A 24073-nucleotide genomic window follows, 5' to 3' on the forward strand; every position below is an offset into this window, starting at 1 on the left:
AGCACTGCCCCTTTTGACCCAAAACATCAAAGCCAGCCCCTCAGTAGAGGAAGCTGGCTTTTGCCTTACTTGCTAGTTTCGAACTATTATTTAGGAGCGTTCCAAGAACGACGCGTGTAGCTGGACGTATGGTCTACAGTCACCGTATCCGAAACCAATTCATTTGGAAAATCCACCCACAGGTGCAAAGTGCTATTGTCTTTGACACTTCCCGTTATTTTGCCACTGTTCACGACCATGTATAGAGACTCTGTACCTGATTTGAACAATTCAAATTTGGGAGTCACAGCATCTCCAGAGATGAGTCGATTGGTGTTCACATTGGATGAATACCTACTTTTTACGATCAATCCCCCAAGGGCTGTCACCTTAGCAGGTATACCAATGGTCGCTGCATCGTCCGCATGAATAGTTAAGGTTCCCTTCACTGTGATTTCTTCCAAGGCATGGATAGATCCACCTTTTAGTGCATTCAGCGTGAGGTCTTTTTCATACACACCACCTTCTACAGTCTTCACTTGAAAGGCACCTTCACATGTGACTATCACATCTTCTTTGTGTGTTTTTTGTTGTGTTGCTTCTAACGTTTCCATAGTTGTTTGTTTAAATAATACAAATGTTATGATGCAAGTTTAGAGACTAAGTCTGGTGCACAAAAGAGCACTATTACGGCTTTGGAAGAACACGTAAGCTCACGCAAATCCATAAGTATCAATACGGATTATGAATAAAACAAACAAATTACAACTCTGTATATCAATGCGTTACAGTTTACACCCTATATATTCATACATAACGTAATGGGGTTTTTCTGTAACATTGCATTCACATATTAAAAACCGTAAACTTATGCAGCTAGAACAAGCAAATGAAAGACATCAAAACTGGATACAATGTAGCGTCTTTGATCTTGCCAGAAATTTTGATGGGATCAATCTCCTGACCGAAATCAATACTCCTCCAGTTACTCAATTCAGCAGAGTGAGCACCTATGATATGCTCATGCCTGATGCGCTCTCTACTAAAAGTGTAGATACAGAAATGACGTCAGCTGTTTTATTCATGGGACTTTCGGCAGTCAATCCGATCAATACCGAAGTTACTTTCGCACCATACTTTGAGATCAACTATGCTGACAGCTCCAAAGCCTATGTCTCTATGGATATAAACACCCCGGATCAATCCACTGATCACGATCCAAACCTAGAGGACAGCATTATCTCAGAACGTCTCAAAGACACCCTGATTCGAAACTGGATGACTTTGGATAGCCATCTGCTCGACGATATTTTTACGCGAGAGGAACTCATCAACCGCAGAAATGAAAGAGTTAGACTCATGGGCTATAAATTTGGTGAGGGCACGCCCAATACTATATTTTTGGACTGTATGAATGAGCACAGAGGAAACATCAGTCGCGTATCCTTACACATGGGGATGGACTACAACAAATTCCAACAAGGAGATCAATTCTCGTTCTCTCCTATTTTGGAAATCCAGCTGAACAGCACGCTAAACCACGAAGAGATCGGAAAAATCCATGAGTTCGGTGCGCGCTATGAGGCGACAGCAAAAGCATCTACTATTGTCATAGAGTACATCACTCCTTGCCCTACGACTTGTTAAGTTAAATCTGTTAAAGTAAATGGCTAGCGAAGAAATTTTCCAAATTTTGCATACGATTCCCTATGTATTCATAGGGATCGCCTTATTGATCGGAGCGGTTCGGTTCAAGCAGCAAAACAACATACAGCGCAAGCTATTTGCTTTAATCATCATCACTGCCGCAGTAGAACTATGCTCGCGACTGCTGTGGCAGTACCAGATCAACAACATGGCGGTCTTTCATGTTTTTACGGTCGTAGAGTTTTGTATCCTCACCTCGATATACAAGCACGAATTGAACCTACTTCGTCAAAACAACGCCATCCAATGGATTAGAGGAGCTTTCATTCTCTTCGCCATAGCGAATACCCTGCTCTGGCAAGACTTCACCATATTCAACTCCAACACACTCACCATCAGTTCAGCCTTGTTGATTGCGCTGTCTGTGATGTATTTCTATCAGCTACTCCAGCAGACCAAGTACGAAAAGCTAGAACAGAACCCCATGTTTTGGATCAACTCGGGGGTTCTTGTTTATTTCTCTAGTTGTATCGTATTGTTTCATGTCACCAATGAACTAGGTTTGGAGGCCAAACAAGTAAGAGAACTCTCGTTTAGCATCAATGCTATCTTTAATGTTTTCCATTATATCGCCTTCTCTATCGCCCTATGGATCAGACCAGTTCGTTAAGTCTCCTAGAAGTACTCCTTTTCTCTATGCTTGGGATGTTTTTCATGGCGCTAGCCATTATTATGTTCTTCATCGTCTACCAGCGTAGACTGCTCGATCAGCAACTACAAAATCAAAAACTAGCGACCGAACATCAATCCAAACTCCTCAAAGCCAGCATGGACAGTCAGGAAAAAGAACGAAACCGCGTCTCCAAAGACCTACACGACGATATCGGTGCGATGCTCACCACCATCAAACTGTACACCGATCAGATCGACATGGAAAACACCCCTGCTCAACTGACCCAACTCAAAGAAAAAACCAACCAGCTCGTAGACGACACTATCCACAATGTACGACGTATATCGCACGACCTACACCCTGCCATCCTCGAAAACCTCGGCATACTAGAAGCCATCGAAAACCTGATCGACAGCATCAATGGCGCTAAAAACATCCTCGTGGATTTCCATCACAACGCCGTAGCGGGGATGAACTACCAGACCGAACTGATGTTGTTTCGCGTCATCCAAGAGCTAGTCAACAACACCCTCAAACATGCCCATGCCAGTCACATACAACTGAGACTCATCCAGACCCATCAAAACCTGCACATGACCTACATGGACGATGGTGTAGGCTATCTACCCAAGGACACGCTAAATTTCAGTGGACTGGGCATCAAAAACATTGAAAGCAGAGTTAACTTGCTGGGCGGTGAGATTACCTACCGCCAACAAGACAACCACACCATTGTATCGATTCAAATCAGCTTAGTATGACCACATCCACCATCAAAGTAGCCCTCGTGGATGACCATGACCTCTTCAGAGAAGGGATACGCTCCATCATGCTAAGGATGGAACATATCGAACTCGTCGCTGAGGCCTCCAACGGGATCGAGCTATTGGCAGCCATGAAGGACACGCCCATAGATGTTATCCTCATGGATCTAGAGATGCCCGACATGGACGGCATAGAGGCCACCGAAAACGTACTCGCACAGTACCCCGATAGCAAGATACTGGTACTCACCATGCACAACGAGGACCGAATGATCACCTACCTCATGGAGTCCGGCGTACATGGATACCTCGTCAAAAACACCCAAAAAATAGAACTGGAACAGGCCATCCATGAAGTCCATACCAAAGGGCACTACTTCAACCACCAAGTGTCTCAGGCCCTGCTCACGGGACTGAAAAAGAAAAACAGAAACCGACCCAGCTTCACTCCAGGTAGAAACCTCAGCTCACGAGAACACGAAATCCTACAACTGATCTGCCAAGAGAAGTCCACCCAAGAAATCGCCGAGATACTATTCATTAGTCCACGTACGGTAGAGGGACACCGTCAAACCCTGCTGATCAAACTAGAAGTAAAGAACACCATAGGCATGGTCCTGAAAGCTGTCAAAGAAGAATTGGTTTCTTTGGTCTAAGGGGTATCGAGGGGATCACCTTGACTTGCTAGACTGTCACCCTAGCTGCTGTGGATCAGCCTGTATTTCCGGAGATAAAATCAATATTCGACATTGGGTGTTCATTATTCCAATCATTTAAATATCACCTCAAAGACTCATAATAGGTGGTTATTTTAAAGAAAAACAGTAACGAATTTCGAACAATGAATCTTGAATAACGAAGTGATCTACTATGTCACCCCATCAGCCCCTTCAAAGCCTCTTCAGCTTTCTCGAAACCAAAGCCCGCCAATACAGTCTTTAGTTTAGCCTCTATCTGATCATTGGCTGGGTCACCGATACTACCGAGGTGCGTATGCTTCACTTCCTTAGAGAGCTTGTCAGAACCCTCTTGGATCGCTTGACCGACTTGTATGTAAGCATCTCTAAATGGTACACCTTGCAGTACTAGTCGATTGACTTCCTCTACACTGAATAGATCCTTGTACTTCTCATCTTGAATGATACCGTCTTTGACCTTGATGTTCTTCATCGCAAAGATGGCTATCTCTAGAGTAGATTTCAGTTCATAGAAAGCAGGCAAGAAAGTCTCCTTGATCGTCTGCATATCTCTATGATAACCAGAAGGTAGATTGGTAGTGATCAAACTGATCTCAGTGCTAAGCGACTGCAGCTTGTTCATTTTTGCGCGGATGAGCTCAAAGACATCCGGATTCTTCTTGTGCGGCATGATACTAGACCCAGTCGTCATCTCTGCGGGCAACTCCAAGAATCCAAAATTCTGAGAGTTGTACAGACAGATATCCATGCTCATTCGTGCCAAGGTTGACGCGATGCTGTTCATGGCGAATGCCACTGTTTTCTCCACCTTGCCACGACTCATCTGTGCATAGACGACATTGTAACTGAGGTCATCAAACCCGAGCAAATCAGTTGTCATCTGTCTATCCAGCGGAAATGAAGACCCATAGCCTGCCCCCGAACCTAGCGGGTTTTGGTTAGTCACCTTGTAGGCCGCCTGCAAAAGATGCATATCATCGGTCAGACTCTCGGCATAAGCGCCAAACCACAAACCAAAAGATGAAGGCATAGCCACCTGCAAATGCGTATAACCGGGTATCAGTACGTCTTTGTGCTGTTTGCTGAGGTCATTGAGTGTTGTGAAGAGTTCCGTCACCAAATCAGCAATGGTTTTGATCTCATCACGGATAAACAAACGGAGATCAACCAAAACTTGGTCATTGCGCGAGCGACCACTGTGTATCTTCTTGCCTGTATCTCCTAGCTTTCGGGTCAGCATCAGTTCCACTTGTGAGTGAACGTCTTCTATACCATCTTCGATGACAAAATCACCTGCTTCGATGATCCCCAAAATCACTTTGAGTTCACGGTGTACCTCGGTTAGCTCTACTGACGTCAGCAGGTCGATACTCTCTAGCATCGTCGTATGCGCCATCGAGCCATATACATCGAATCTAGCCAACAACAAATCCAGTTCTCTGTCTCGTCCGACGGTGTAGTTTTCTATGTCCTTAGATACCTCTGTATTGCCTTTGTCCCAAAGTTTCATGTTGTATTGCTTTTTCTTATTGACCTGAGTCCTATTATCAAATATTGAAATACATTCATTAAATGTATTTTTTGTCACTATGCTTAAATATCATCCTCTCAACAAATCCCAGAGACTTTACAAAGCACTTTTATTAGTCTAAACCCTTCAAACTATATCTCCAGCCCATCCAACAACTGGATGTAAAGCTGTATTCCTTTTTCGATCTCATCGACGTAGATGAACTCATCTGCCGTATGCGACCTTGCCGAATCACCTGGGCCAATCTTGATGGAATCAAAAGGCATTAGGGCTTGGTCTGACATGGTTGGTGATCCATATTTTTTCATTCCTAAGTGATCCCCTCGCAGCACAATAGGATGCGTATTCGATATACCCGATGAGTTGAGTCGCAGCGACCGAGGCTTGAACTCCACGTCGATCTCACGCGCCAAGATTTCTACAACCTCTTGGTTGGAGTAGGCGTCTGTGGTACGCACATCTAGAACGAACTTGCATGAGTCTGGCACGACGTTGTGTTGTGTACCTGCTTCGATCAGCGTGACAGTCTTCTTGATCGGCCCGAGGTAGTCCGATTCTTTCTCGAACTGATAGTTCTTCAATTTCTCTATTTCGGTCAGCGCCTTGTAGATGGCATTGACACCCTCATCACGTGCTGCATGACCACTCACTCCTTTGGCCTCACAGTCGATGACGATCAACCCCTTCTCGGCAATCGCCATATCCATGAGTGTCGGTTCGCCTACTATAGCCAAATCGATTTTGCCTAAAACTGGCAACAGCGATGCTACGCCGTTGGCTCCTGACACTTCTTCCTCGGCTGTCGCTGCTAGGATCAGGTTGTAGGGCAAGTTTTCTTGTGCATAGAAATGCAGAAAGGTCAAAATCAACGAGACCAATGGACCGCCTGCATCATTACTCCCTAGACCGTGCAACTTGCCATCAATGATCTGCGCTTTGAATGGGTCCAATGTATAAGTCTTGGCAGGTTTGACTGTATCGATGTGGGAGTTCAAAAGTATCGTGGGTTTCTCATCAGAAAAGTACTTGGATAGTGCCCAAATATTATTTCCCTGTTGCTGTACCTCTACTCCTTTTTCTTCCAAGAATATTCGAACCACTCGGGCTACATTTTCTTCCTCGCGACTAAAAGACTGCGTCTCTATCATAGCCGCCAATAGTGCCACAGCCTCTCGAGTATACCTGTGATATGATGCGTCTATTTCAAGCATAATGTCGTACCAGGATAATCCACAGATTGCACTTTGTCTAGTGCTTCGAAATGACATATTTTCACCGTATCAACGCCCGCATTGATCGCATCAAAAGCATTATCTAGTTTAGGAATCATCCCATCGACAATCACTCCTTCTTCCTTGTATTTGGCGTAACCCTCAGGAGTAATCTCAGGAATCACTACTTTATTCTCAAAGTCACTCAATACCCCTGGCTGCTCAAAACAGTAGACTAAATCCACTTGATAGTGATCTGCTATGCCACGAGCCAGTTCAGAAGCGATTGTATCCGCATTGGTGTTGAGCAATTGACCTTGATTGTCATGCGTCAATGCACAGACTACTGGCACGATTCCTAAATCAAACAAAGCCTTCAGAAACTCTGCATTAACCTCTTCTACATCACCTACATAACCATAATCAATAGTGGTAACACTTCTCTTGCGAGACCGAATGAGGTTTCCATCCGCCCCAGATACGCCAAGAGACTGAATGCCAGCAGACTGTAACTTGGCAACTATCTTTTTATTGAGGCCACTGAAGACCATCGTCACGATATCGATAGCGTCTGCATCCGTGATGCGTCTACCCTCTACCATTTTGGGCGGTATACCCATTTTGTTTTGCACGACAGAGGCGATATTCCCTCCCCCATGTACGAGTATTTTATTGCCTTTTAGTGCTGCGAACTTCTTCAAAAAGATATCCAACTCAGCCTCTTCGTTGATGACTTTCCCTCCTATTTTGACAACTGTCAAAGACTCCATTCTACGTGTGATTATTTGACGTTAAGTAATTTTTGTAGCACGGCTTGTGCTGATGTAATGCGGTGATTAGCCTGTGCAATCACAATGGAACTCTCATGATCCAGTACCCCATCTGTCGCGATGACATTGCGTCGTATCGGCAGACAGTGCATGAACTTAGCCGCATTGGTCAACGCCATTTTTTCTGGAGTGATCGTCCATGTCGGATCTTGCGAAACAACCTGTCCATAGCTCTCATCATTGAAGGCAGACCAGTTCTTGGTATAGATAAAATCAGCCCCATCGAATGCCTTATTTTGGTCGTATTCTACGGTTGCATTGCCTACGATCCCAGGATCCAATTCATAGCCTTTAGGGTGTGTCAATACCAAGTCATAATCCATTCGATTGCTCCAGTTGAGGAACGAATTGGCTACAGCCTGAGGCAATGCTTTGGGGTGTGGCGCCCATGACAATACGACTCTAGGCTTATCGACTTTCTTGTATTCTTCGATCGTGATCATGTCTGCAAAAGACTGCAAGGGGTGAGAAGTCGCTGACTCCATATTGATCACTGGTACCGAGCAGTGCTTGACGAACTGACTCAATATTTTCTCTTGATAATCCTCCTGCTTGTTGCTCAGAGAAGCAAAGGCTCTGATACCAATGGCGTCAAAATAACTACTCATCACACCAGCAGCCTCGATGATGTGCTCACTGGTATTGCCGTTCATCACGACTCCATCACCGAACTCCAACTGCCAGCCTTCGGTATTGAGGTTGAAGATAAAAGACTCTATCCCCAAATTGAAAGATGCCTTTTGCATACTCAACCTCGTCCTCAGACTTGGATTGAAAAACAAAAGGCACACTGATTTCCCACTCTTAGTGAACGGACCATCTTGCTCTATTTTTTTCTTTAACTCTACTGCACTTTGGATCCACCCAACGGGATCATCTACATCATCGATCGAGCAAAAGTTTGTCATACTAATTCTTTTATTGCATTGATTAAAACATCCGCGTCAGCCTTGGTCACCGTCATCGGTGGTAGCAATCGCAACACCTTCGGATCTGTGGCTGCACCCGTAAATATCTTATATTTTTTCAACAATTCGCCTCTTAATTCCTTGACAGGTTCGTCAAACACCAACCCAAGCAACAATCCCTTGCCACGTGCGGACTTGATTGCGCTCACTCCTTCGAGTTCAGAGAGGATGTAATCACCTATCTCTGTGGCATTTGTCATCAAGTCTTCGTCTTTGATCACATCCAAGACTGCATTTCCTGCTGCGCAGGCGAGATGGTTGCCCCCGAATGTCGTACCCAACTGACCAAAACTAGCTTCAAATTTTGGCGTGATGACTACTCCGCCAATCGGAAAGCCATTCCCCATTCCTTTGGCGATGGTGATAATGTCTGGTTGGATGTTCGCATACTGGTGCGCAAAGAACTTACCCGTACGACCATAGCCTGACTGTACTTCATCTAGGATAAATACCGTATCAGTCGCACGGCAAGCTTCCTCTAATCCTTCTAGGAACTCCGCTCCTGGATCGTTGATTCCACCGATCCCCTGAATCCCTTCGATGATGACACACGCCACATCCTTGGCAGCCAAAGCGTCTTTGACCCCTTCTAGGTCTCCTAATTCAAATAACTGGATATTGTCCGTAAAGTTGACAGCAGCTTGTATTTTAGGATTATCAGTAGCTGCTACTGCAAGTGAAGTACGCCCGTGGAATCCATTTTTGAAAGCGATGACTTTTCTTCTTCCATTTTGAAAAGAAGCTAGTTTCAGCGCATTCTCATTCGCTTCGGCACCAGAGTTACAGAGGAATAGATTGTAGTCTTCATAGCCACTCAACTTACCAAGCTTTTCGCTCAGCTCTTCCTGCTGTGGAATCACTACAGAGTTGGAGTAGAACCCAATCTTACTCACCTGCTCTGTCAATGCTTTCACGTAAGTGGGATGAGAATGCCCGATAGAAATCACGGCATGACCACCATAGAAGTCAAGGTATTTTTCTCCGTCCGTATCATACACATAATTCCCTTCTCCTTTTTCGATCGTAATATCGAACAAAGGATAAACCTTGTAATTCTTCATTGTTATTTATCGGTCATGATTTGAGATATCTTTTCGTAGGATTTCATCAATCCTTTGATCAATGCAGAGCTGAGTCCTTCGTGCTCCATTTCATTTAACCCAGAGATGGTACAACCCTGTGGAGTCGTCACCTTATCGATTTCTTCCTCTGGATGATTGCCTGATTCGAGGAGAAGCGTCGCTGCACCCATACACGCTTGAGTCGCCATATGCTTGGCCTCTGGTGCATCAAACCCAAGTTGAATGGCCCCTTGAGTCGTCGCTCTGATCAGCCTCATCCAAAATGCAATCCCACTCGCACAAACCACCGTAGCGGCCTGCATTTTACTCTCATCGATCACCAGTGTCTCTCCCATCGCGTTGAAAATCTCCTCTGCCAACCCTATCTTAGCTTTACCTGTCCCGTTGGTGGAAATACAAGTCATCGATTCACCTACTGAGATTGCAGTATTTGGCATACTGCGAATAATTGCAATTTTATTACCTACGATTTCCGCGATCTCACTGATCTTACGGCCTGTGATCGTAGAAATTAGCACATGCCTCTTCTCATCTAGTTCATCCTTTATTTCATTTAAGATTGTATTGATCTGACTCGGTTGTACGCAAAGAATGATAACATCCGAAGCTCTCACTGCATCAATATTGGATGGGGTCACGAGTACATGAGGGTGCTTTTTCCAACCATCAAGATTAGAGACATTCCTTTTGGTCAGCACCAGCTGCTCTATATCAAAATTGGTTTGGTCTACGAGTCCTTGTGCAATCGATAATCCTAAGTTTCCTACTCCTATTAATGCAATTTTCATCGGGTAATAATTTATATGATGGGTGTGTTATCCTAATTCTTATTTAAAATCCTACGCTCTTGAGCTGTAGTCCTGTTTTTTGATCCAATCCAAACATTAAATTCATATTCTGAACAGCTTGTCCAGAAGCTCCTTTGACCAAGTTATCGATACATGAAGTCACCAAAACGGTATCTCCATGCTTCTCCACATGGATCAAACATTTGTTGGTGTTGACCACTTGTTTCATATCAGGTGCATAGTCCAACACGTGGACGAATGCAGCATCCTTATAAAACTCCCTATACATCTCGATCACTTCCTCTTCACTGAGCGTACATTTGGTGTACAAGCTAGCAAAAATCCCTCTTGGGAAATTGCCACGGACTGGGAGAAATTTCACCTCATGACCGTAATCACTTTGCAACTGCTGAATCGACTGATTGATCTCACCTAGGTGCTGATGGCTAAATGCCTTATAGATCGATACGTTATTGTTTCTCCAACTGAAATGGCTCGTTTTACTTGGGTTTTGCCCCGCTCCTGTGGATCCTGTAATTGCATTGACATGTACATCCTCGTTCAACTCGCCATTGGCTGCTAGTGGCAGAATCCCCAATTGGATCGCCGTAGCAAAACAGCCAGGATTGGCTATTTTAGTTGCCTTCTTGATCGCTCCCAAATTCAGCTCAGGCAATCCATATACAAAACCATCGGCATCAGCCTTGAGTCGGTATTCATTGCTCAAATCTATGATCTTGACACCTGCTGGGATATCATTCCCTTCCACAAACGTACGCGAGTGACCATGTCCTGAGCAGATAAACAATACGTCTACATCAAAATTTAGCTGATCCGTAAAGTCTCCTTCTATATCTCCCACGAGATCCTTGTGTACCGAATCAATCGAATTACCTGCATTGCTCGTACTGTGTACGAAAGCTACATCCGTCTCCGGATGCCCTGCCAATACTCTCAACAACTCACCTGCTGTATAGCCAGCTCCACCTATTATCCCTACTTTAATCATTGTTAATCGAGCTATAAATTTTCGTTTGGTTTGCTAATATCTTTGTAAAGCCTTTGACATCTTCACCCGACCATCCGTTGTTCATTTCACCATACTGCCCAAAATCCGATGACATCAGATCCTTGTCAGATTCGATCCCTATCACTTGGAAACGGTAAGGTGCCAATTTCACTTTAACAGTCCCTGTAACGTTTCGCTGCGTATTTTCTAAAAACACTTCAATATCTCTCATCACTGGGTCTAAAAACTGCCCCTCGTGTAGTAGCATTCCGTACCAGTTGGCCAGTTGCTCCTTCCAGTGTTGTTGCCACTTGGTCAAGTTGTGCTTCTCTAACAGGTGGTGTGCCTTCAATATCACGACTGGTGCTGCTGCCTCGAACCCCACACGACCTTTGATTCCGATGATCGTATCCCCGACATGTACATCACGCCCGATTCCATACTTGGATGCGATATCGTTCAGTGTCTCGATCACCTCGACAGCTCCCATGGTTTTGCCATTAAGCCCTGTCAATTGCCCTTTGTCGAAAGACAATTCTACCTCTTCGCTCCCATCCTTTTCTACTTGGCTAGGATAGGCCTCTTCGGGCAATGTCAGATTAGACGTCAAAGTCTCGTCACCTCCAACTGAAGTCCCCCATAATCCTCTATTGATCGAGTATTTGGCTTTCTCCCAAGAGATATTGACACCCTTTTCTTTCAAATATTCTATTTCCGCTTGACGCGAAAGTTTGTTATCTCTGATCGGTGTAATTATCTCTACATCTGGACAGATGATTTGGAATATCAAATCAAAACGCACTTGGTCGTTGCCTGCGCCTGTACTACCGTGCGCGATATAATCCGCATTGATAGACTTGGCATATTTAGCAATCGCCAAAGCCTGAAACGCTCGTTCAGCACTCACTGATAGTGGGTACGTGTTGTTTTTTAAGACATTGCCGTAGATCAAATACTTGAGACACTCATCATAGAAGTCCTGAGTTTTTTCAAGATTGACATGCTCGACTACACCGTATGATCTTGCCCTACTTTCGGCCTCTGCCATTTGCTCAGTAGTAAACCCTCCCGTATTGACCAGAGCGGTATATACATCCAGATTCAAACCTTGTAAATAGAAAGCGCAATACGTGGTATCCAATCCACCACTGAAAGCCAACACTACCTTTTTGTTACTCATTTCTTCTTCTGTTTTCTTTGATTCTTGAAATTCGCTAGACGCTGAAAACGCTTCGCAATGATTCCTTTTTCTTTGATTACAAATTTATTGGAAGCTTCGTGAAGAAGCATCCCCGTACAGAGACAATTTCTGCGTTCGTTTCTTTCTAAGATATCGTAATTGGGACAGCTGCGACAGCCGTTCCAAAACTCTGAATCAGTGGTCAGTTCAGAGAATGTCACTGGACGATAGCCCAACTCATAGTTGATCTTCAGTACCGCCAAACTGGTCGTGATACCAAAAATCTTCGTCCCTGGAAACTTTTCTTTAGAGAGCTTGAGTACTTTGAGCTTAATCTTCTTTGCCAGTCCCAAATTCCTAAAATCGGGATGCACAACGAGACCAGAGTTCGCGAGATACTCCTTGTTTTGCCAAGTCTCGATGTAGACGAACCCTGCCAAATCTCCCTTGTCACTCAAAGCGATGACCGCTTCACCATTGTTGATTTTCTTCTCGACGTACTTTGGATCGCGTTTAGCAATCCCAGTACCCCGCGCTTTTGCTGCGGATTCTATCAACTCACATATAGCTTGGGCATATTTAGCATGCTCAGGCGTTGCATAATGCACTTCAACGTTCATAGTTTATGAACTTAGTTAAGTAAAAAAATAATTGGTGTTTATATATACGATGTGCGACTACCACGTAGGTAATCCTTAATTAATTGACCCCAAAGGGTCTCCTATTCCTCCTAGGGCTAGGAGCAACTGTAGTGAAATCGATATGTGAAGCGAGTGTCTTCATTATATTATAGCCCAAAGAAAGTGGTATTTATTGAAAATACAGCCAATCACCGAGCCATTTCTTAACAATATTGATAAAATTTACGTGAATTTTAAAATTAAGAGTCTATAAATACCATTTTCATAATTAACTACTCCCCTTGCCATACTTTTTAACAGGCTCATAGAGCGGTCAATTGCTGCTCGAACCATGCGTATTCTTCCTGAACATCTACTACGTCCCTCCACGCTGAGAGTTTAGCTTGAGACTGTAATAAAAACTGGCGGTGTGCAGCAGTCTTAGGATTAAAAGGGCGGTGAGCCATAGCTGTACGAATCAAATACCACTGCTTGATAAAGTCTTTGCTATGTTCATCCATAGCCGCATGCAAAAAAGAATTCCAGATATACTCTTCTGCTTGCTCAGTCGGGTGCACCATATCAGACTTATAAAACCGATAGTCTCTTAGGTCATCTACCATCACTTCATAAGACGGGAAGTAGTACACTCCGTTGTTCTGGGACAATTGATCACAAAGCACGCGGAGCAGCGATTTACTCAGTTGGTTTTCGGTAATCCCGTCTTTGATATGACGTACAGGACTGACAGTGAGTATCACTTTTAATTTCGGGTTATGTTTTTGCAATGTCCCCAATACATCCTGCATGTCTCTGTTCATTTCATCCGGCCTTAACATTCGCTTGTCAAACAAATGCTGCGGCTGCTTGTGGCAGTTCGCGACTACCTGCCCGTTGTATTCATAGACGGTTGCGCTACCGAATGTCAGTATCAGCCAATCCGCAGATTGAAGATAAAACTGTACTTGCTGGCGTTTTGCAGCAATCTGCTCCACCAATAACTCTGGACTTTCCGCCCGCACATCAAAATGATAGTCATAGTGACAGCACAAACCATCACGCTCCACAAAACGTGACGTATCAAGCGGAGAGTCCCGCAGCAAGTTCGCCAGAGACACGGGGTTAAAAACCACACCAAAGGGATTGACAAGCGTATCGAATTTAAACTGCTGCAATCGTTCCCCCATCCCCTGTGCAAAACACGAACCGAGCGTCACGATCTGCTGACCGAGCTGGATGGACTCGTTAAAAGATTTAATTTTGATATCGGTTTTGAGGGGTAGCTGCATGATTCTGGTCAAATATAGACACAAAAAAACCTCCGACACAGGTCAGAGGTTTCGTTATCTTGAGTGTTGAGAGTGATTATTCAGCTACTACGTTAACAGTAACCTCATGCTTCACTTCTTTATGCAAATCTAAAGTCACACCGTACTCACCTACGCTTTTGATAGCGGTGTTGAATCCGATTTTCTTACGATCTACTTCGAAACCTTTAGCAGCAAGAGCATCAGAAATCTGAAGTGCAGTGACTGCACCAAAGATTTTACCGCTTTCGCCAGCTTTAGTTTTGATTTCTATAGCACTTTCACCGATCTTCTTCGCCAATTCTTCAGCATCTTGCTTGATTTTTTCTGCTTTGTGAGCAGCTTGACGAACATTTTCAGTGATCATTTTTTTGTTTGACGGGCTACCTATGATAGCGAATCCTTGAGGAATCAAGAAATTTCTACCGTAACCAGGCTTCACAGTTACAATATCATTTTTATAACCAAGGCCTTTGATATCTTCTTTCAATATAATTTCCATGTCCTTGTATTATTTTAATGAATCCGTAACATAAGGTAACAAAGCTAGGTGTCTCGCTCTTTTGACAGCTTGAGATACTTTACCTTGGAATTTCTGACTCGTACCAGTCAATCTTCTTGGCAAAATTTTACCTTGCTCGTTGACGAACTTCAATAGGAAGTTAGCGTCTTTGTAATCGATATACTTGATACCGTTTTTCTTGAATCTGCAGTACTTTTTCTTCCTGTCAGTTCTGTTCATTGGTTCGTTAACTAATGTCATGATGCAGCCTCCTCTTTCTTTTTGTTAAATGCACCGCTTTTTCTCTTTGCATTGTATGCCAACGCGTGTTTGTCTAAAGCAGTCGTCAAAAATCTCATGATTTTCTCGTCACGTCTGTACTCAGTTTCTAGAGCATCAACGATAGTTGTTTCACCTTCGAACTCGAATAGTTGGTAAAAACCTGTTGATTTGTGCTGAATCGGATAAGCTAACTTTTTCAAGCCCCAGTTCTCTTCGTTGGTGATCTTAGCACCATTGTCTTGGAGAACTTTTTTAAACTTTCCGACAGCATCCTTCATCTGATCATCAGACAAAACGGGAGTTAAAATGAATACCGTCTCGTAATTTTTCATTAGGAAATATTTAGTTTTAAAAATCGAGGGGCAAAATTAGAAAAACATTATTTGAAATACAAGGGTATTTTGAGATACTACAAGAGTGAAACGCAAAGACTAATTCAGGCTCACTGAAAAACATTTATGACCTAAGCTGACAGAGAGTTAGGAGATGAATATCTTGCTTGAAGTGCAAAAAAAAGCCAATGACCTCCCCTCTACGCGAAAGGAATATCTTCATTTGATTCAAAAGAGGCTAAAACGGAGAAAAGCTATCCACAAGACCATCAGCAAGCAACTTCGGTATTTGTGCAGAAATCTGAATAACATTAAAGACCTAAAATCTCGCTTCTTTTCTAGTATTCGTTAACTACTCCCCCATCACCAATAAAGAGAAATCACGACAGGTTTCAGTGCAACTCACCTTAGTACTATCAATGATACTGCGATACTCTTGTATAGAGCTTTGGTATGAAGTAATTAAACCCTCTGCACTTTGTATCTTATCATCTATATCGGCAGATGCTTCACCGTTCTCTAATACTAACATTAGCTCTTGTATATCCAGCCCTACATTTTCTATATCCTTAATTTTTCCATCCATGATCTCCTGAACCTCCAGCAAGACATCACCATGTGCCAAACAAGCTTTTTTCAGAACATTTACTTTCGCCATCGTATGGTCATCCAGCGTATCTGACAGCTCGGCATACATCCCATGATACATGGATTTCCAATCTGAAATCTCCTGACTAGCCAACACAGACAAATCACTAGCATCCTGCGCTGTGATCTGCCACTCGGTACTCAAAGTTTCGATAGACACTCTGTATTTATCCACTGAACTGCAACTATACAGTCCACTTATGACAACACACATAATCCAAATACTCGCTCTTGATATAGTCATATCTATAGTTATTTGGTGTAATAATAAGAAAGGAGCTGATTAAACCACTCAAATCGACTGACTATATCCACCAGAGTAACCACATCAATCCCATTCTTATATCGACCGTTGGATTCTTAAATCGAGAATATTATTTCATCAAAACAAATATTTTCACTTCATATATGAACTGGAACACTATTTGCTCAGTAGGAAAAGGTAAATTTATACGTGATTTCATTTGAATCACTAACTATACATAACAATAAGAACAATGACAAAACACATCAGTAATATCCCCTCTTGGTCTATGGTCATCATATTGGCCTTACTCGTTGGTTTTTCCTCTTGTAAGAGCAAGAAAAAACTCACCAAGTCTAGTGATGCACCTATAGTCACCACGACACAAGAAGTGGAACCTATCGAAGAGCCTGAAGAAGAACCCGAAGTAGAACCTGTAGAAAAAGTACTCAGTAAAGAGGAAAAACTCACCAACTACTTTAATGCCGTGGCTACTTCATCATCTACCGCGTCTGCTAATGCGAGTATCGAAGAGGCTCTCACGATGTTTGGCAGACCTGACGCACCAGTATTAATCGTCATCTATAAGGATGGTAGTGAAGCAGGCTATGATGAGCCTACCACGATAGACAACTACCTGCACTATCTCAAGGATACCAAAAACAACAAAGCAGTCATCGAAGAAATCGTTTATGACGACAATGGCCAAATCAAAGAATTGGTTCTTAAAAAATAATCCACGCAAATTAGAATATTAACAACATGCAAATCATAAAATACACAGCACTATCACTCTTGCTGGCACTGACAACTAGTGCCTTTGCGCAGACGAACATTAACCCTAGTAGAAAACAGGCGATAGACTCGCTCGCACTAGAGAAAGTCAAAGACCTGAGTAAGTATATCAGTATCATAGGCAGCAAGGATACCCAGTTTTCTGAAGCCCAGCGTGTCATGGATAGAGCCGAAGAACTATTCGCCGAGGATAGCGAAATGGGAGTTTCGTCTCTAGAGAGTGAAGAAATCAGCTATTTCAAAGTGCGAGACTACTTTGAGCGACTAATGGCTCTCAACTATGACAAGGTCAAAATCCAATGGTACGACATACACTATGTCAGTGATCTAGAGCAGCAGCCTGACGGTACTTATGTAGGTGTGATTACGATCTATCAACGATTCGAAGGGACGTCCAAAGATGGTAGCCTCAGTTACAAAGACACCACCAAAAAGGACATCACGATCTATGTCAAAAAGAAAGAAACGCAGATCGCGGGTAGAATCATCGAATTTTGGGATGTACTCTTAGGAGACATCAAAGTAACAGAAACCACTGCATGAGAATCTTATTAGCATTCATCCTAGGGATATGCACTATACAGTCATCGGTGGGCCAAGGTAGGCTCACCGATGATATGCGTGAAACCCAGGAACAACTCAACGCCTCAACCAAACAAATCAACCAGTTTTTCAGACGCTTCAATGGTGAAGAAGACAAAAACGGCAAACGCTACTACGAAACGGACAAGCAATACCACAGTACCAACCTCCGTAATCAATACATGCCTGTCTTGTTTGACACACAGACGGGACAAATAGATCGAAAATTAGCCGAGAAATTCATCTCTACAATCACAGACAAAAAGTCTCCCGTCTTCTTAGATTTTCATCAAGACGATTGGCTCGCAGAGGTCAATACGACCTTTACTTACAAGGGGAAGAAAGTACCTGGCACCTTATATATGCGACTACAGCAACAAGGGCAGGGTTATGAGTGGATCATAGATAATGTCTCCTTTGATGTTTTTAGCAGTAAATTCGACAAGGATACCACGGAGAGTAAGAAATTTTTACATCCCATGAGTCACGAACTGGAGTTCATGACCCTGCGCAAAGCCTTTGCTGACAACCAGCACAATGAGCAGTTCACAGGAAGGGGTTTCGAAACAGACTACTTAAGTATTTTTCTCTACGAAATGAATATGGGTAATCTCAAATTCGTCACCGTAAAGGATGTGTCCTTTCACTTCTTTTCTGTAGAAGGCTATTACTTTTCACTCGCTAATTTTAACCGATCGGGCTACAACTCCGGCTGGCTCATTTCTAGTCTCGTTGCACTTGCTAACGAAGATGAAAAACAACAAATGAAGAATTACCTCTATGGCAAAAATTAATATACTGCGCTACACACTCATGCTCTTTGGTGCACTATTGACAACCTTCCCTTCAGCAATAGCTCAAGAAAATCAGCCTGTGGACTCTTCTCGCTACGATGAAGTCAGAAGTCTTGTTGGTTTCTACGAGTTCATGCTCAACTCCATCGGGTCTGCCACCAGTTCTACACGTGACAAGGAAGTCATCATTACGCAGAGTTACAAAAAAGTATTTGGCAATCCCGATGTACAGATCGAAGACGATTTAGTTCATGACCGAAAAGTCATCACTAACAAAAACGTAACCGCTTATCTGCGAGATGTAGATTTCTTCTTTCAAGGAATTCAATTTGATTTCGAGGATATCAAAATAGATAGAGTAGCGAAAGAAGGAGGAGACTTTTATTACCTCGTGGCTTTTGAAAACCGTATCAATGGCACCACTTTAGAAGGAGAAGACTACACGAGTATCAAGCAGCGTTTTATTGAAATCAACAGTGATATTGAATCTGGAGATCTCAAAATCGTCAGCGTCTACAGTACTAAAGTTAGCCGCGAAAAGGAACTGCAACTATGGTGGACAAGTCTATCTTATGGATGGGTCAAAATCTTTAAAAGCTATGTCCCATTCGAAGGAGATAGTGCCACCAATACTATCCTCAAAAGGATCGCTAACCTTGATAGTCTAGACCTCTCTGGCAACCAATTGATACAAAACATAGAACCGCTGGCTGCACTACGCAACCTGAGAACACTCAACATCAGTAACACCAAAATCAACGACCTTAGCCCTCTACGCTACGCCAGAAACCTACACACCCTCAAAGCAACCAACACCCCACTCCTAGATGTAGATGCGTTGGAGTACTTTGAGCAGCTGTATGAGCTGAATCTGTCCGAATCACAAGTCATGGACATCAGTGCATTGTCACGGTTAATGCAACTCAAAAGACTCAATCTGTCACAAACTCGGATTTATGATTTCAGTGTCTTCCAGCAAATGACATCACTCACCCATGTCAACCTAGCCAATAGCCTACTGACTGATCCAGAACTACTTTCAACTAATACGGCACTGATAGAGGCTGATATATCCAGCACGGCGATTGTAGATTTAGCTGCATTTAAAGCTATGTCGCAGCTCACCATGCTCAACGTATCTGAAACAAGCATCAGATCGCTAGAAGGACTGAAAGGACATCCAAGTTTAGAAACCTTATTCATTAATCAGACTCAAATAAAGAACCTAACACCTCTTTTGGGATTACCAAAACTAACTAAGGTCTATGCTGATCAAACCGGTATCACCGAACAAGCCGCCTCGACCTTCATGGCACAAAAATCCAATACCCTCGTCATCACCAATAGCGAGCAAATCATGAAGTGGTGGAAATCACTACCTGGCAACTGGCAAACCGTATTCAGCTCTATCATCAACCAAGAAAGCCCTAGCAAAGAACAAATCATTCAGTTGATCAACATAGACTCTTTAGACGTATCTGGTCAAAATCTACAGAATGCCAGCCCACTGCTGAAATTCAAAGGATTGAAAATGCTAGATATTAGCCAAAATCACTTCAGTGATTTTTCCTTTACTAAGGACATGAAAGAACTAACATACCTGCGTGGTGAGGAACTACCTGTCGAGTCAACTGATGGACTAGATCAAAACACGCAACTACAGTTTTTGATCTTAACACAAAGTGGGATACACGATATGAAAGCTCTCTCCTACCTCAATCAACTGGAGCTCGTTGACCTAGACCAAACTTTTGTAGACGAATCTCAAGTCAGTGAGTTCTTAAAATCAAACCCAAAAACAGTGGTCATCTATCAATCAGAAACACTCAAAAACTGGTGGGATAGTTTGACCGAAGATTGGAAAACTATATGGTCCTTGAAAAAAGTGGATACTTATCACCTACACGCCCTCATAGAGCAACAGGAAGTATCTATCAGCAATCTATCCGTCTCTACACTGTCTCCGTTGAATATATTCATCAACCTACAAAAGATAACCCTTGACCGTGTCAGCATGACGAGCCTAGACGAACTATATGTACATGTAGACCTGCGATCACTCACCTGTACCAACGGCCCCTTACAGAGCCTGAGTGGAATTACGCAGCTCAAAGAATTAACTTATCTCAACATCTCTAATACAGCCATCGAAGACTTAAAGGAACTTGATGGGTTAAAATCGCTCAAAGAGCTCAACTGCTCCGGAACAGGGATCTCCAAAATGAAAGGCATTGAAGCACTCTATGGGCTCACTACCCTCAATGTGAGCAATACCCGCATTTGGAGGCTGGACAGGCTCAGTGATTTGGAAAACCTCCAAAAATTAGTATGTAACAACACCCGATTGAGAGACTTTATCGTAGATCAATTCAAATCTGACTTCCCGAATTGTGAAGTAGTCTATTATTAACAACCTCATTTATAACAATTTGACCTTTATTAGAACTCCATGGTTTAAACCCTGCTTGCTAGTATGAAGGAAAGTAGGGTTTAAACCCTTTTAGTACTCTATCGCTCCCCTCACTACCCTTACTTATTTTCAGAAAACCCTTCGAAGTATATACTACCAATGGTAGGATGACAAATATTCAAATCGTATTATTGCAATAAAACAATACTGCATAACCAAAAAATCATCACCATCCACGCATAATAGCCATACCATGAAAATTGCCTTCTTCTCTGACATACATGCCAACTTACCAGCTCTTGAGGCCTTCTTTGAAGACCTAGATTCTGAAAATCCAGATGCCGTTTATTGTTTGGGGGACTTGGTGGGATACAACGTATGGCCCAATGAAGTCGTACATGAAATACGCAAAAGACGAATAGCCACGATTATGGGCAATCATGATGAAGCACTGTTGAGTTCCGAAATTCTGGAAGATCAGCCCTCAAACCGTGGATTGACTCGCGCATTGACAACCGAAGAGAACAGAAATTACTTGATCAACCTGCCTAGACAGTTCTCTCTGTCTTTTGCAAGAGACAATCACAACTTCAACTTTTTATTGGTTCATGGTAGCGTAAAATCCATCAATGACTACATGGTGATTGACTATCCCGAAAAAAAGGTATTGGAAATGATGGATCAAAACCAAACAGATGTTCTACTCTGTGGGCATACACATAAGCCTTTTTATCGAGTGATTGAACATGGGCAGCGATTCAAGCATGTTGTCAATATCGGGTCAGTAGGCAAACCAAAAGATGGTGACAATAGAGGATGTTACGCAATCATAGAACTGAATGATACTCTGGAAGCCAATAATCCTAACACCATTAAAGTCACCTTTCGAAGAATCGAGTACAACGTAGAAAGAGCCGCTACTGCAATAGAAGAAAGTGAATTTGACAACTCCTACGCCGAAGCGCTCAGAGAGGCTAGATAATGTAGAATCTAATTAGTACTAGATACTTCATTAAGTATCTCTATCCATTTTTGTGTAATCAATACAAGACAAACAAAAAAGGCTACTGATCATCGATCAGTAGCCTTTTTTACTTCTGGTTTGCTCTTACTTACTCTTCCCATACAATCCATCCAGCAACAACTGTGCTCCTGCAGGGTTGGTTGCCAGTGGGATATTATGCACATCACACAACCTCATCAGCATCTGAATATCCGGCTCATGTGCATGCTTTCCCAGTGGATCACGAAAGAATAGCACTAGATCGAGTTTCTTCTCCGCTACCAGCGTAGCAATCTGCGCATCACCCCCCATTGGGCCAGACAAAAATTTATGCACTTTCAAACCACCCTTTTCGGCATGTGAACCTGTGGTACCTGTAGCGACTAGCTCTGCGCCTACTAATTTATCTTCATTTTCACGTAGAAAACCAACCATTTCGGCTTTCATTCCATCGTGTGCTATCACTGCTATTTTCATTTCTATCTCGTTTAGTAGTTAATCAATAGGCTATCTCCAAGCCTTCCATTGGTTGATCAGTGCATTAGTAGATCCATCATGAGTATCAACAGTCGCATCATCTTGCAATTCTGGCAAGATTGCACCTGCCAATTGCTTTCCGAGTTCTACTCCCCACTGATCGAAACTAAACACGTTCCAGATCACACCTTGTACGAAGATTTTGTGCTCATACATTGCGATCATAGCTCCTAAGTTATAGGGAGTTAATTTCTTAATCAAAATAGAGTTAGTCGGTTGATTCCCTTCGAAAACCTTGAACGGCATCAATGCATCGATCTCTTCTTCAGTTTTGCCAGCAGCTAGTAGCTCTGCTACCACTTGCTCCTCTACTTTCCCCTTCATCAACGCTTCGGTCTGCGCAAAGAAGTTAGCCAATAATTTCGGATGATGATCCCCTACTGGGTTTTGGCTTTGAGCTGTAGCAATGAAGTCTGACGCGATCAACTTCGTCCCTTGGTGAATCAGTTGATAAAACGCATGCTGGCCATTGGTCCCAGGTTCTCCCCAGATCACTTGACCAGTTTGTATAGCGATCGGATCACCGTTTCTGTCTACGAATTTACCATTACTCTCCATATCACCTTGCTGCAAGTAGCTCGCAAATCGGTGCAAGTACTGGTCATAAGGAAGGATTGCATGTGATTCTGCTCCAAAGAAGTTGTTGTACCAAATTCCCAAAAGCGCCAAAATAACAGGCAGGTTTTCTCCGAATGCTGTCTCTCTAAAGTGAATATCCATCGCTTCTGCTCCGTCTAGCAACTCCTTGAAGTTATCAAAACCAATCGTCAAAGCAATAGATGCGCCTATAGATGACCACAGTGAGTATCGACCGCCTACCCAATCCCAAAACTCAAACATATTTTTCGCATCGATACCGAATGCCTCTACAGCAGTTTGGTTGGTAGATAGTGCGATGAAATGCTTCGCAATCTCAGTCTCCGATTTGGCATAGTCCAAAAACCAATCCTTCGCAGATTGTGCATTAGTCATGGTCTCCTGCGTCGTAAAAGTCTTAGAAGCCACGATAAACAGTGTTTCCTCTGGGTTGACTTTCTGCAGGACTTGGTGGATATGAGACCCATCTACGTTCGATACAAAATGGGCTGTAATACCCTCTACGGTGTAAGGCTTCAATGCTTCGGTGACCATATAAGGTCCCAAATCAGACCCTCCAATCCCGATATTGACAATGGTATTGAGTTTCTTTCCAGAGTAGCCCTTGAGTTCTCCCGCATGAAACTGTTTAGCGAATGCTTCTACTTTCTTTAGCTCCGTTTGGATCAAAGGTCGTACATCTACACCATCCACGAGCAACGGCTCAGTGCTGTTACTTCGAAGTGCTGTGTGCAGGACTGCACGGTTTTCTGTTTCATTGATTTTTTCGCCAGTGAACATCGCTTCTATGGCTTCTTTGAGTTGGCACTCCTCAGCTAACTTCAGCAACGCAGCGATGGTCTTCTCATCAATGATATTTTTGGAGTAATCCACTAAAAATTCTTTCCATTGGATAGAAAACTTAGAGAACCGTTCAGGATCATTGTTGAACATTTCTATGATAGGTTCTTTCGAGATCTCTTCGTACAGATCTTCTAAGTCAGCCCAAGAGTCCGTTTGTGCTGGATTTACTTTTGGAAACATATTCGTTATACTTTTTGATAAATTATTTTGCCCTTAA

At 43.1% G+C, this 24073-nt stretch carries 26 protein-coding genes; 9 read left to right on the top strand and 17 right to left on the bottom strand.

Annotated elements, in window-relative coordinates; all coding sequences use genetic code 11:
* Positions 1-86 precede the first annotated feature (86 nt).
* Positions 87-593: a hypothetical protein gene (locus BGP76_RS06690; RefSeq protein ID WP_073123124.1), complete on the bottom strand. Its 507-nt coding sequence runs from the start codon at positions 591-593 to the stop codon at positions 87-89.
* 256 nt (positions 594-849) lie between these two features.
* On the opposite strand from BGP76_RS06690, the gene BGP76_RS06695 reads away from it, so the two are divergent.
* The 4 genes from BGP76_RS06695 to BGP76_RS06710 are packed head-to-tail and all read left to right on the top strand — an operon-like array spanning position 850 to position 3719.
* Positions 850-1626, top strand: a complete 777-nt coding sequence (locus tag BGP76_RS06695) for a hypothetical protein (protein WP_119844064.1) — start codon at positions 850-852, stop codon at positions 1624-1626.
* 19 nt (positions 1627-1645) lie between these two features.
* On the top strand, positions 1646-2296 hold the full coding sequence (locus BGP76_RS06700) for a hypothetical protein (protein WP_073123128.1): 651 nt from the start codon (positions 1646-1648) through the stop codon (positions 2294-2296).
* On the top strand, positions 2275-3060 hold the full coding sequence (locus BGP76_RS06705) for a sensor histidine kinase (protein ID WP_073123130.1): 786 nt from the start codon (positions 2275-2277) through the stop codon (positions 3058-3060). Before BGP76_RS06700 ends, BGP76_RS06705 begins: the two co-directional genes overlap by 22 nt.
* Positions 3057-3719, top strand: a complete 663-nt coding sequence (locus BGP76_RS06710; protein WP_073123131.1) for a response regulator transcription factor — start codon at positions 3057-3059, stop codon at positions 3717-3719. The genes BGP76_RS06705 and BGP76_RS06710 overlap by 4 nt, the downstream gene beginning before the upstream one ends.
* 217 nt (positions 3720-3936) lie before the next feature.
* Here BGP76_RS06710 and argH read toward each other — a convergent pair whose 3' ends face one another.
* The 14 genes from argH to BGP76_RS06780 all read right to left on the bottom strand — a co-directional run bounded on the left by argH (position 3937) and on the right by BGP76_RS06780 (position 16226).
* Positions 3937-5271 (bottom strand): argininosuccinate lyase, encoded by a 1335-nt coding sequence (argH, locus tag BGP76_RS06715; RefSeq protein ID WP_119844337.1) that lies wholly within the window; start codon positions 5269-5271, stop codon positions 3937-3939.
* A gap of 152 nt (positions 5272-5423) precedes the next feature.
* Positions 5424-6503: a M20 family metallo-hydrolase gene (locus tag BGP76_RS06720; protein ID WP_119844065.1), complete on the bottom strand. Its 1080-nt coding sequence runs from the start codon at positions 6501-6503 to the stop codon at positions 5424-5426.
* Positions 6491-7273 carry an acetylglutamate kinase gene (gene argB, locus BGP76_RS06725; RefSeq protein WP_119844066.1) on the bottom strand — a complete coding sequence of 261 codons (783 nt, stop codon included), beginning with the start codon at positions 7271-7273 and terminating at the stop codon, positions 6491-6493. Before argB ends, BGP76_RS06720 begins: the two co-directional genes overlap by 13 nt.
* Positions 7274-7284: 11 nt before the next feature.
* Complete coding sequence (locus tag BGP76_RS06730; protein WP_119844067.1) at positions 7285-8241, bottom strand: N-acetylornithine carbamoyltransferase; 957 nt, start codon at positions 8239-8241, stop codon at positions 7285-7287.
* A complete protein-coding gene (locus tag BGP76_RS06735; protein WP_119844068.1) occupies positions 8238-9362 on the bottom strand; it encodes an aspartate aminotransferase family protein in 1125 nt (374 codons plus the stop codon). Before BGP76_RS06735 ends, BGP76_RS06730 begins: the two co-directional genes overlap by 4 nt.
* 2 nt (positions 9363-9364) lie before the next feature.
* A complete protein-coding gene (gene proC / locus BGP76_RS06740) occupies positions 9365-10171 on the bottom strand; it encodes a pyrroline-5-carboxylate reductase (protein ID WP_073123141.1) in 807 nt (268 codons plus the stop codon).
* Positions 10172-10214: 43 nt separating this feature from the next.
* Positions 10215-11180, bottom strand: coding sequence for an N-acetyl-gamma-glutamyl-phosphate reductase (gene argC / locus BGP76_RS06745; RefSeq protein WP_073123143.1), 966 nt, complete (start codon positions 11178-11180; stop codon positions 10215-10217).
* The gene (argG, locus tag BGP76_RS06750) at positions 11173-12360 is read right to left on the bottom strand and encodes an argininosuccinate synthase (RefSeq protein WP_119844069.1); all 1188 of its coding nucleotides are present in this window, start codon (positions 12358-12360) and stop codon (positions 11173-11175) included. Before argG ends, argC begins: the two co-directional genes overlap by 8 nt.
* Entirely contained in the window at positions 12357-12980 is a 624-nt protein-coding gene (locus tag BGP76_RS06755) for a GNAT family N-acetyltransferase (protein ID WP_073123147.1), read from the bottom strand. The genes argG and BGP76_RS06755 overlap by 4 nt, the downstream gene beginning before the upstream one ends.
* Positions 12981-13303: 323 nt before the next feature.
* Positions 13304-14269 carry a GSCFA domain-containing protein gene (locus tag BGP76_RS06760; protein ID WP_119844070.1) on the bottom strand — a complete coding sequence of 322 codons (966 nt, stop codon included), beginning with the start codon at positions 14267-14269 and terminating at the stop codon, positions 13304-13306.
* Between the two features lie 76 nt (positions 14270-14345).
* Positions 14346-14789: a 50S ribosomal protein L9 gene (rplI, locus tag BGP76_RS06765; RefSeq protein WP_073123151.1), complete on the bottom strand. Its 444-nt coding sequence runs from the start codon at positions 14787-14789 to the stop codon at positions 14346-14348.
* A gap of 9 nt (positions 14790-14798) precedes the next feature.
* Positions 14799-15050: a 30S ribosomal protein S18 gene (gene rpsR / locus BGP76_RS06770; RefSeq protein WP_073123153.1), complete on the bottom strand. Its 252-nt coding sequence runs from the start codon at positions 15048-15050 to the stop codon at positions 14799-14801.
* Entirely contained in the window at positions 15047-15403 is a 357-nt protein-coding gene (gene rpsF, locus BGP76_RS06775) for a 30S ribosomal protein S6 (RefSeq protein WP_073123155.1), read from the bottom strand. The genes rpsR and rpsF overlap by 4 nt, the downstream gene beginning before the upstream one ends.
* A 352-nt stretch (positions 15404-15755) precedes the next feature.
* Positions 15756-16226 carry a hypothetical protein gene (locus tag BGP76_RS06780; RefSeq protein WP_139281015.1) on the bottom strand — a complete coding sequence of 157 codons (471 nt, stop codon included), beginning with the start codon at positions 16224-16226 and terminating at the stop codon, positions 15756-15758.
* A 322-nt stretch (positions 16227-16548) separates the two neighbouring features.
* Here BGP76_RS06780 and BGP76_RS06785 point away from each other — a divergent pair, with 322 nt between their 5' ends.
* The 5 genes from BGP76_RS06785 to BGP76_RS06805 all read left to right on the top strand — a co-directional run bounded on the left by BGP76_RS06785 (position 16549) and on the right by BGP76_RS06805 (position 21858).
* A complete protein-coding gene (locus BGP76_RS06785; protein WP_119844071.1) occupies positions 16549-17031 on the top strand; it encodes a nucleoid-structuring protein H-NS in 483 nt (160 codons plus the stop codon).
* A 26-nt stretch (positions 17032-17057) separates the two neighbouring features.
* The gene (locus BGP76_RS06790) at positions 17058-17633 is read left to right on the top strand and encodes a hypothetical protein (protein WP_255416071.1); all 576 of its coding nucleotides are present in this window, start codon (positions 17058-17060) and stop codon (positions 17631-17633) included.
* A complete protein-coding gene (locus tag BGP76_RS06795; protein WP_119844072.1) occupies positions 17630-18466 on the top strand; it encodes a hypothetical protein in 837 nt (278 codons plus the stop codon). The genes BGP76_RS06790 and BGP76_RS06795 overlap by 4 nt, the downstream gene beginning before the upstream one ends.
* On the top strand, positions 18453-20876 hold the full coding sequence (locus BGP76_RS06800) for a leucine-rich repeat domain-containing protein (protein WP_119844073.1): 2424 nt from the start codon (positions 18453-18455) through the stop codon (positions 20874-20876). Before BGP76_RS06795 ends, BGP76_RS06800 begins: the two co-directional genes overlap by 14 nt.
* 253 nt (positions 20877-21129) lie before the next feature.
* A complete protein-coding gene (locus BGP76_RS06805; protein ID WP_119844074.1) occupies positions 21130-21858 on the top strand; it encodes a metallophosphoesterase in 729 nt (242 codons plus the stop codon).
* A gap of 126 nt (positions 21859-21984) precedes the next feature.
* Here the strand turns inward: BGP76_RS06805 and BGP76_RS06810 are convergent, their stop codons facing one another.
* Positions 21985-22356, bottom strand: coding sequence for a methylglyoxal synthase (locus tag BGP76_RS06810; RefSeq protein ID WP_073123167.1), 372 nt, complete (start codon positions 22354-22356; stop codon positions 21985-21987).
* Positions 22357-22386: 30 nt separating this feature from the next.
* Positions 22387-24036 carry a glucose-6-phosphate isomerase gene (pgi, locus tag BGP76_RS06815; RefSeq protein WP_073123169.1) on the bottom strand — a complete coding sequence of 550 codons (1650 nt, stop codon included), beginning with the start codon at positions 24034-24036 and terminating at the stop codon, positions 22387-22389.
* Positions 24037-24073: the final 37 nt, after the last annotated feature.

The sequence above is a fragment of the Reichenbachiella sp. MSK19-1 genome, from assembly GCF_003590315.1.
In the GTDB taxonomy this organism is placed as follows: Bacteria; Bacteroidota; Bacteroidia; order Cytophagales; family Cyclobacteriaceae; genus Reichenbachiella; species Reichenbachiella agariperforans.

Coding starts and splice junctions, on each gene's coding strand:
- BGP76_RS06690 (WP_073123124.1), bottom strand. CDS start 593: ATGGAAACGTTAGAAGCAACACAACAAAAAACACACAAAGAAGATGTG.
- BGP76_RS06695 (WP_119844064.1), top strand. CDS start 850: ATGCAGCTAGAACAAGCAAATGAAAGACATCAAAACTGGATACAATGT.
- BGP76_RS06700 (WP_073123128.1), top strand. CDS start 1,646: ATGGCTAGCGAAGAAATTTTCCAAATTTTGCATACGATTCCCTATGTA.
- BGP76_RS06705 (WP_073123130.1), top strand. CDS start 2,275: ATGGATCAGACCAGTTCGTTAAGTCTCCTAGAAGTACTCCTTTTCTCT.
- BGP76_RS06710 (WP_073123131.1), top strand. CDS start 3,057: ATGACCACATCCACCATCAAAGTAGCCCTCGTGGATGACCATGACCTC.
- argH (WP_119844337.1), bottom strand. CDS start 5,271: ATGAAACTTTGGGACAAAGGCAATACAGAGGTATCTAAGGACATAGAA.
- BGP76_RS06720 (WP_119844065.1), bottom strand. CDS start 6,503: ATGCTTGAAATAGACGCATCATATCACAGGTATACTCGAGAGGCTGTG.
- argB (WP_119844066.1), bottom strand. CDS start 7,273: ATGGAGTCTTTGACAGTTGTCAAAATAGGAGGGAAAGTCATCAACGAA.
- BGP76_RS06730 (WP_119844067.1), bottom strand. CDS start 8,241: ATGACAAACTTTTGCTCGATCGATGATGTAGATGATCCCGTTGGGTGG.
- BGP76_RS06735 (WP_119844068.1), bottom strand. CDS start 9,362: ATGAAGAATTACAAGGTTTATCCTTTGTTCGATATTACGATCGAAAAA.
- proC (WP_073123141.1), bottom strand. CDS start 10,171: ATGAAAATTGCATTAATAGGAGTAGGAAACTTAGGATTATCGATTGCA.
- argC (WP_073123143.1), bottom strand. CDS start 11,180: ATGATTAAAGTAGGGATAATAGGTGGAGCTGGCTATACAGCAGGTGAG.
- argG (WP_119844069.1), bottom strand. CDS start 12,360: ATGAGTAACAAAAAGGTAGTGTTGGCTTTCAGTGGTGGATTGGATACC.
- BGP76_RS06755 (WP_073123147.1), bottom strand. CDS start 12,980: ATGAACGTTGAAGTGCATTATGCAACGCCTGAGCATGCTAAATATGCC.
- BGP76_RS06760 (WP_119844070.1), bottom strand. CDS start 14,269: ATGCAGCTACCCCTCAAAACCGATATCAAAATTAAATCTTTTAACGAG.
- rplI (WP_073123151.1), bottom strand. CDS start 14,789: ATGGAAATTATATTGAAAGAAGATATCAAAGGCCTTGGTTATAAAAAT.
- rpsR (WP_073123153.1), bottom strand. CDS start 15,050: ATGACATTAGTTAACGAACCAATGAACAGAACTGACAGGAAGAAAAAG.
- rpsF (WP_073123155.1), bottom strand. CDS start 15,403: ATGAAAAATTACGAGACGGTATTCATTTTAACTCCCGTTTTGTCTGAT.
- BGP76_RS06785 (WP_119844071.1), top strand. CDS start 16,549: ATGACAAAACACATCAGTAATATCCCCTCTTGGTCTATGGTCATCATA.
- BGP76_RS06790 (WP_255416071.1), top strand. CDS start 17,058: ATGCAAATCATAAAATACACAGCACTATCACTCTTGCTGGCACTGACA.
- BGP76_RS06795 (WP_119844072.1), top strand. CDS start 17,630: ATGAGAATCTTATTAGCATTCATCCTAGGGATATGCACTATACAGTCA.
- BGP76_RS06800 (WP_119844073.1), top strand. CDS start 18,453: ATGGCAAAAATTAATATACTGCGCTACACACTCATGCTCTTTGGTGCA.
- BGP76_RS06805 (WP_119844074.1), top strand. CDS start 21,130: ATGAAAATTGCCTTCTTCTCTGACATACATGCCAACTTACCAGCTCTT.
- BGP76_RS06810 (WP_073123167.1), bottom strand. CDS start 22,356: ATGAAAATAGCAGTGATAGCACACGATGGAATGAAAGCCGAAATGGTT.
- pgi (WP_073123169.1), bottom strand. CDS start 24,036: ATGTTTCCAAAAGTAAATCCAGCACAAACGGACTCTTGGGCTGACTTA.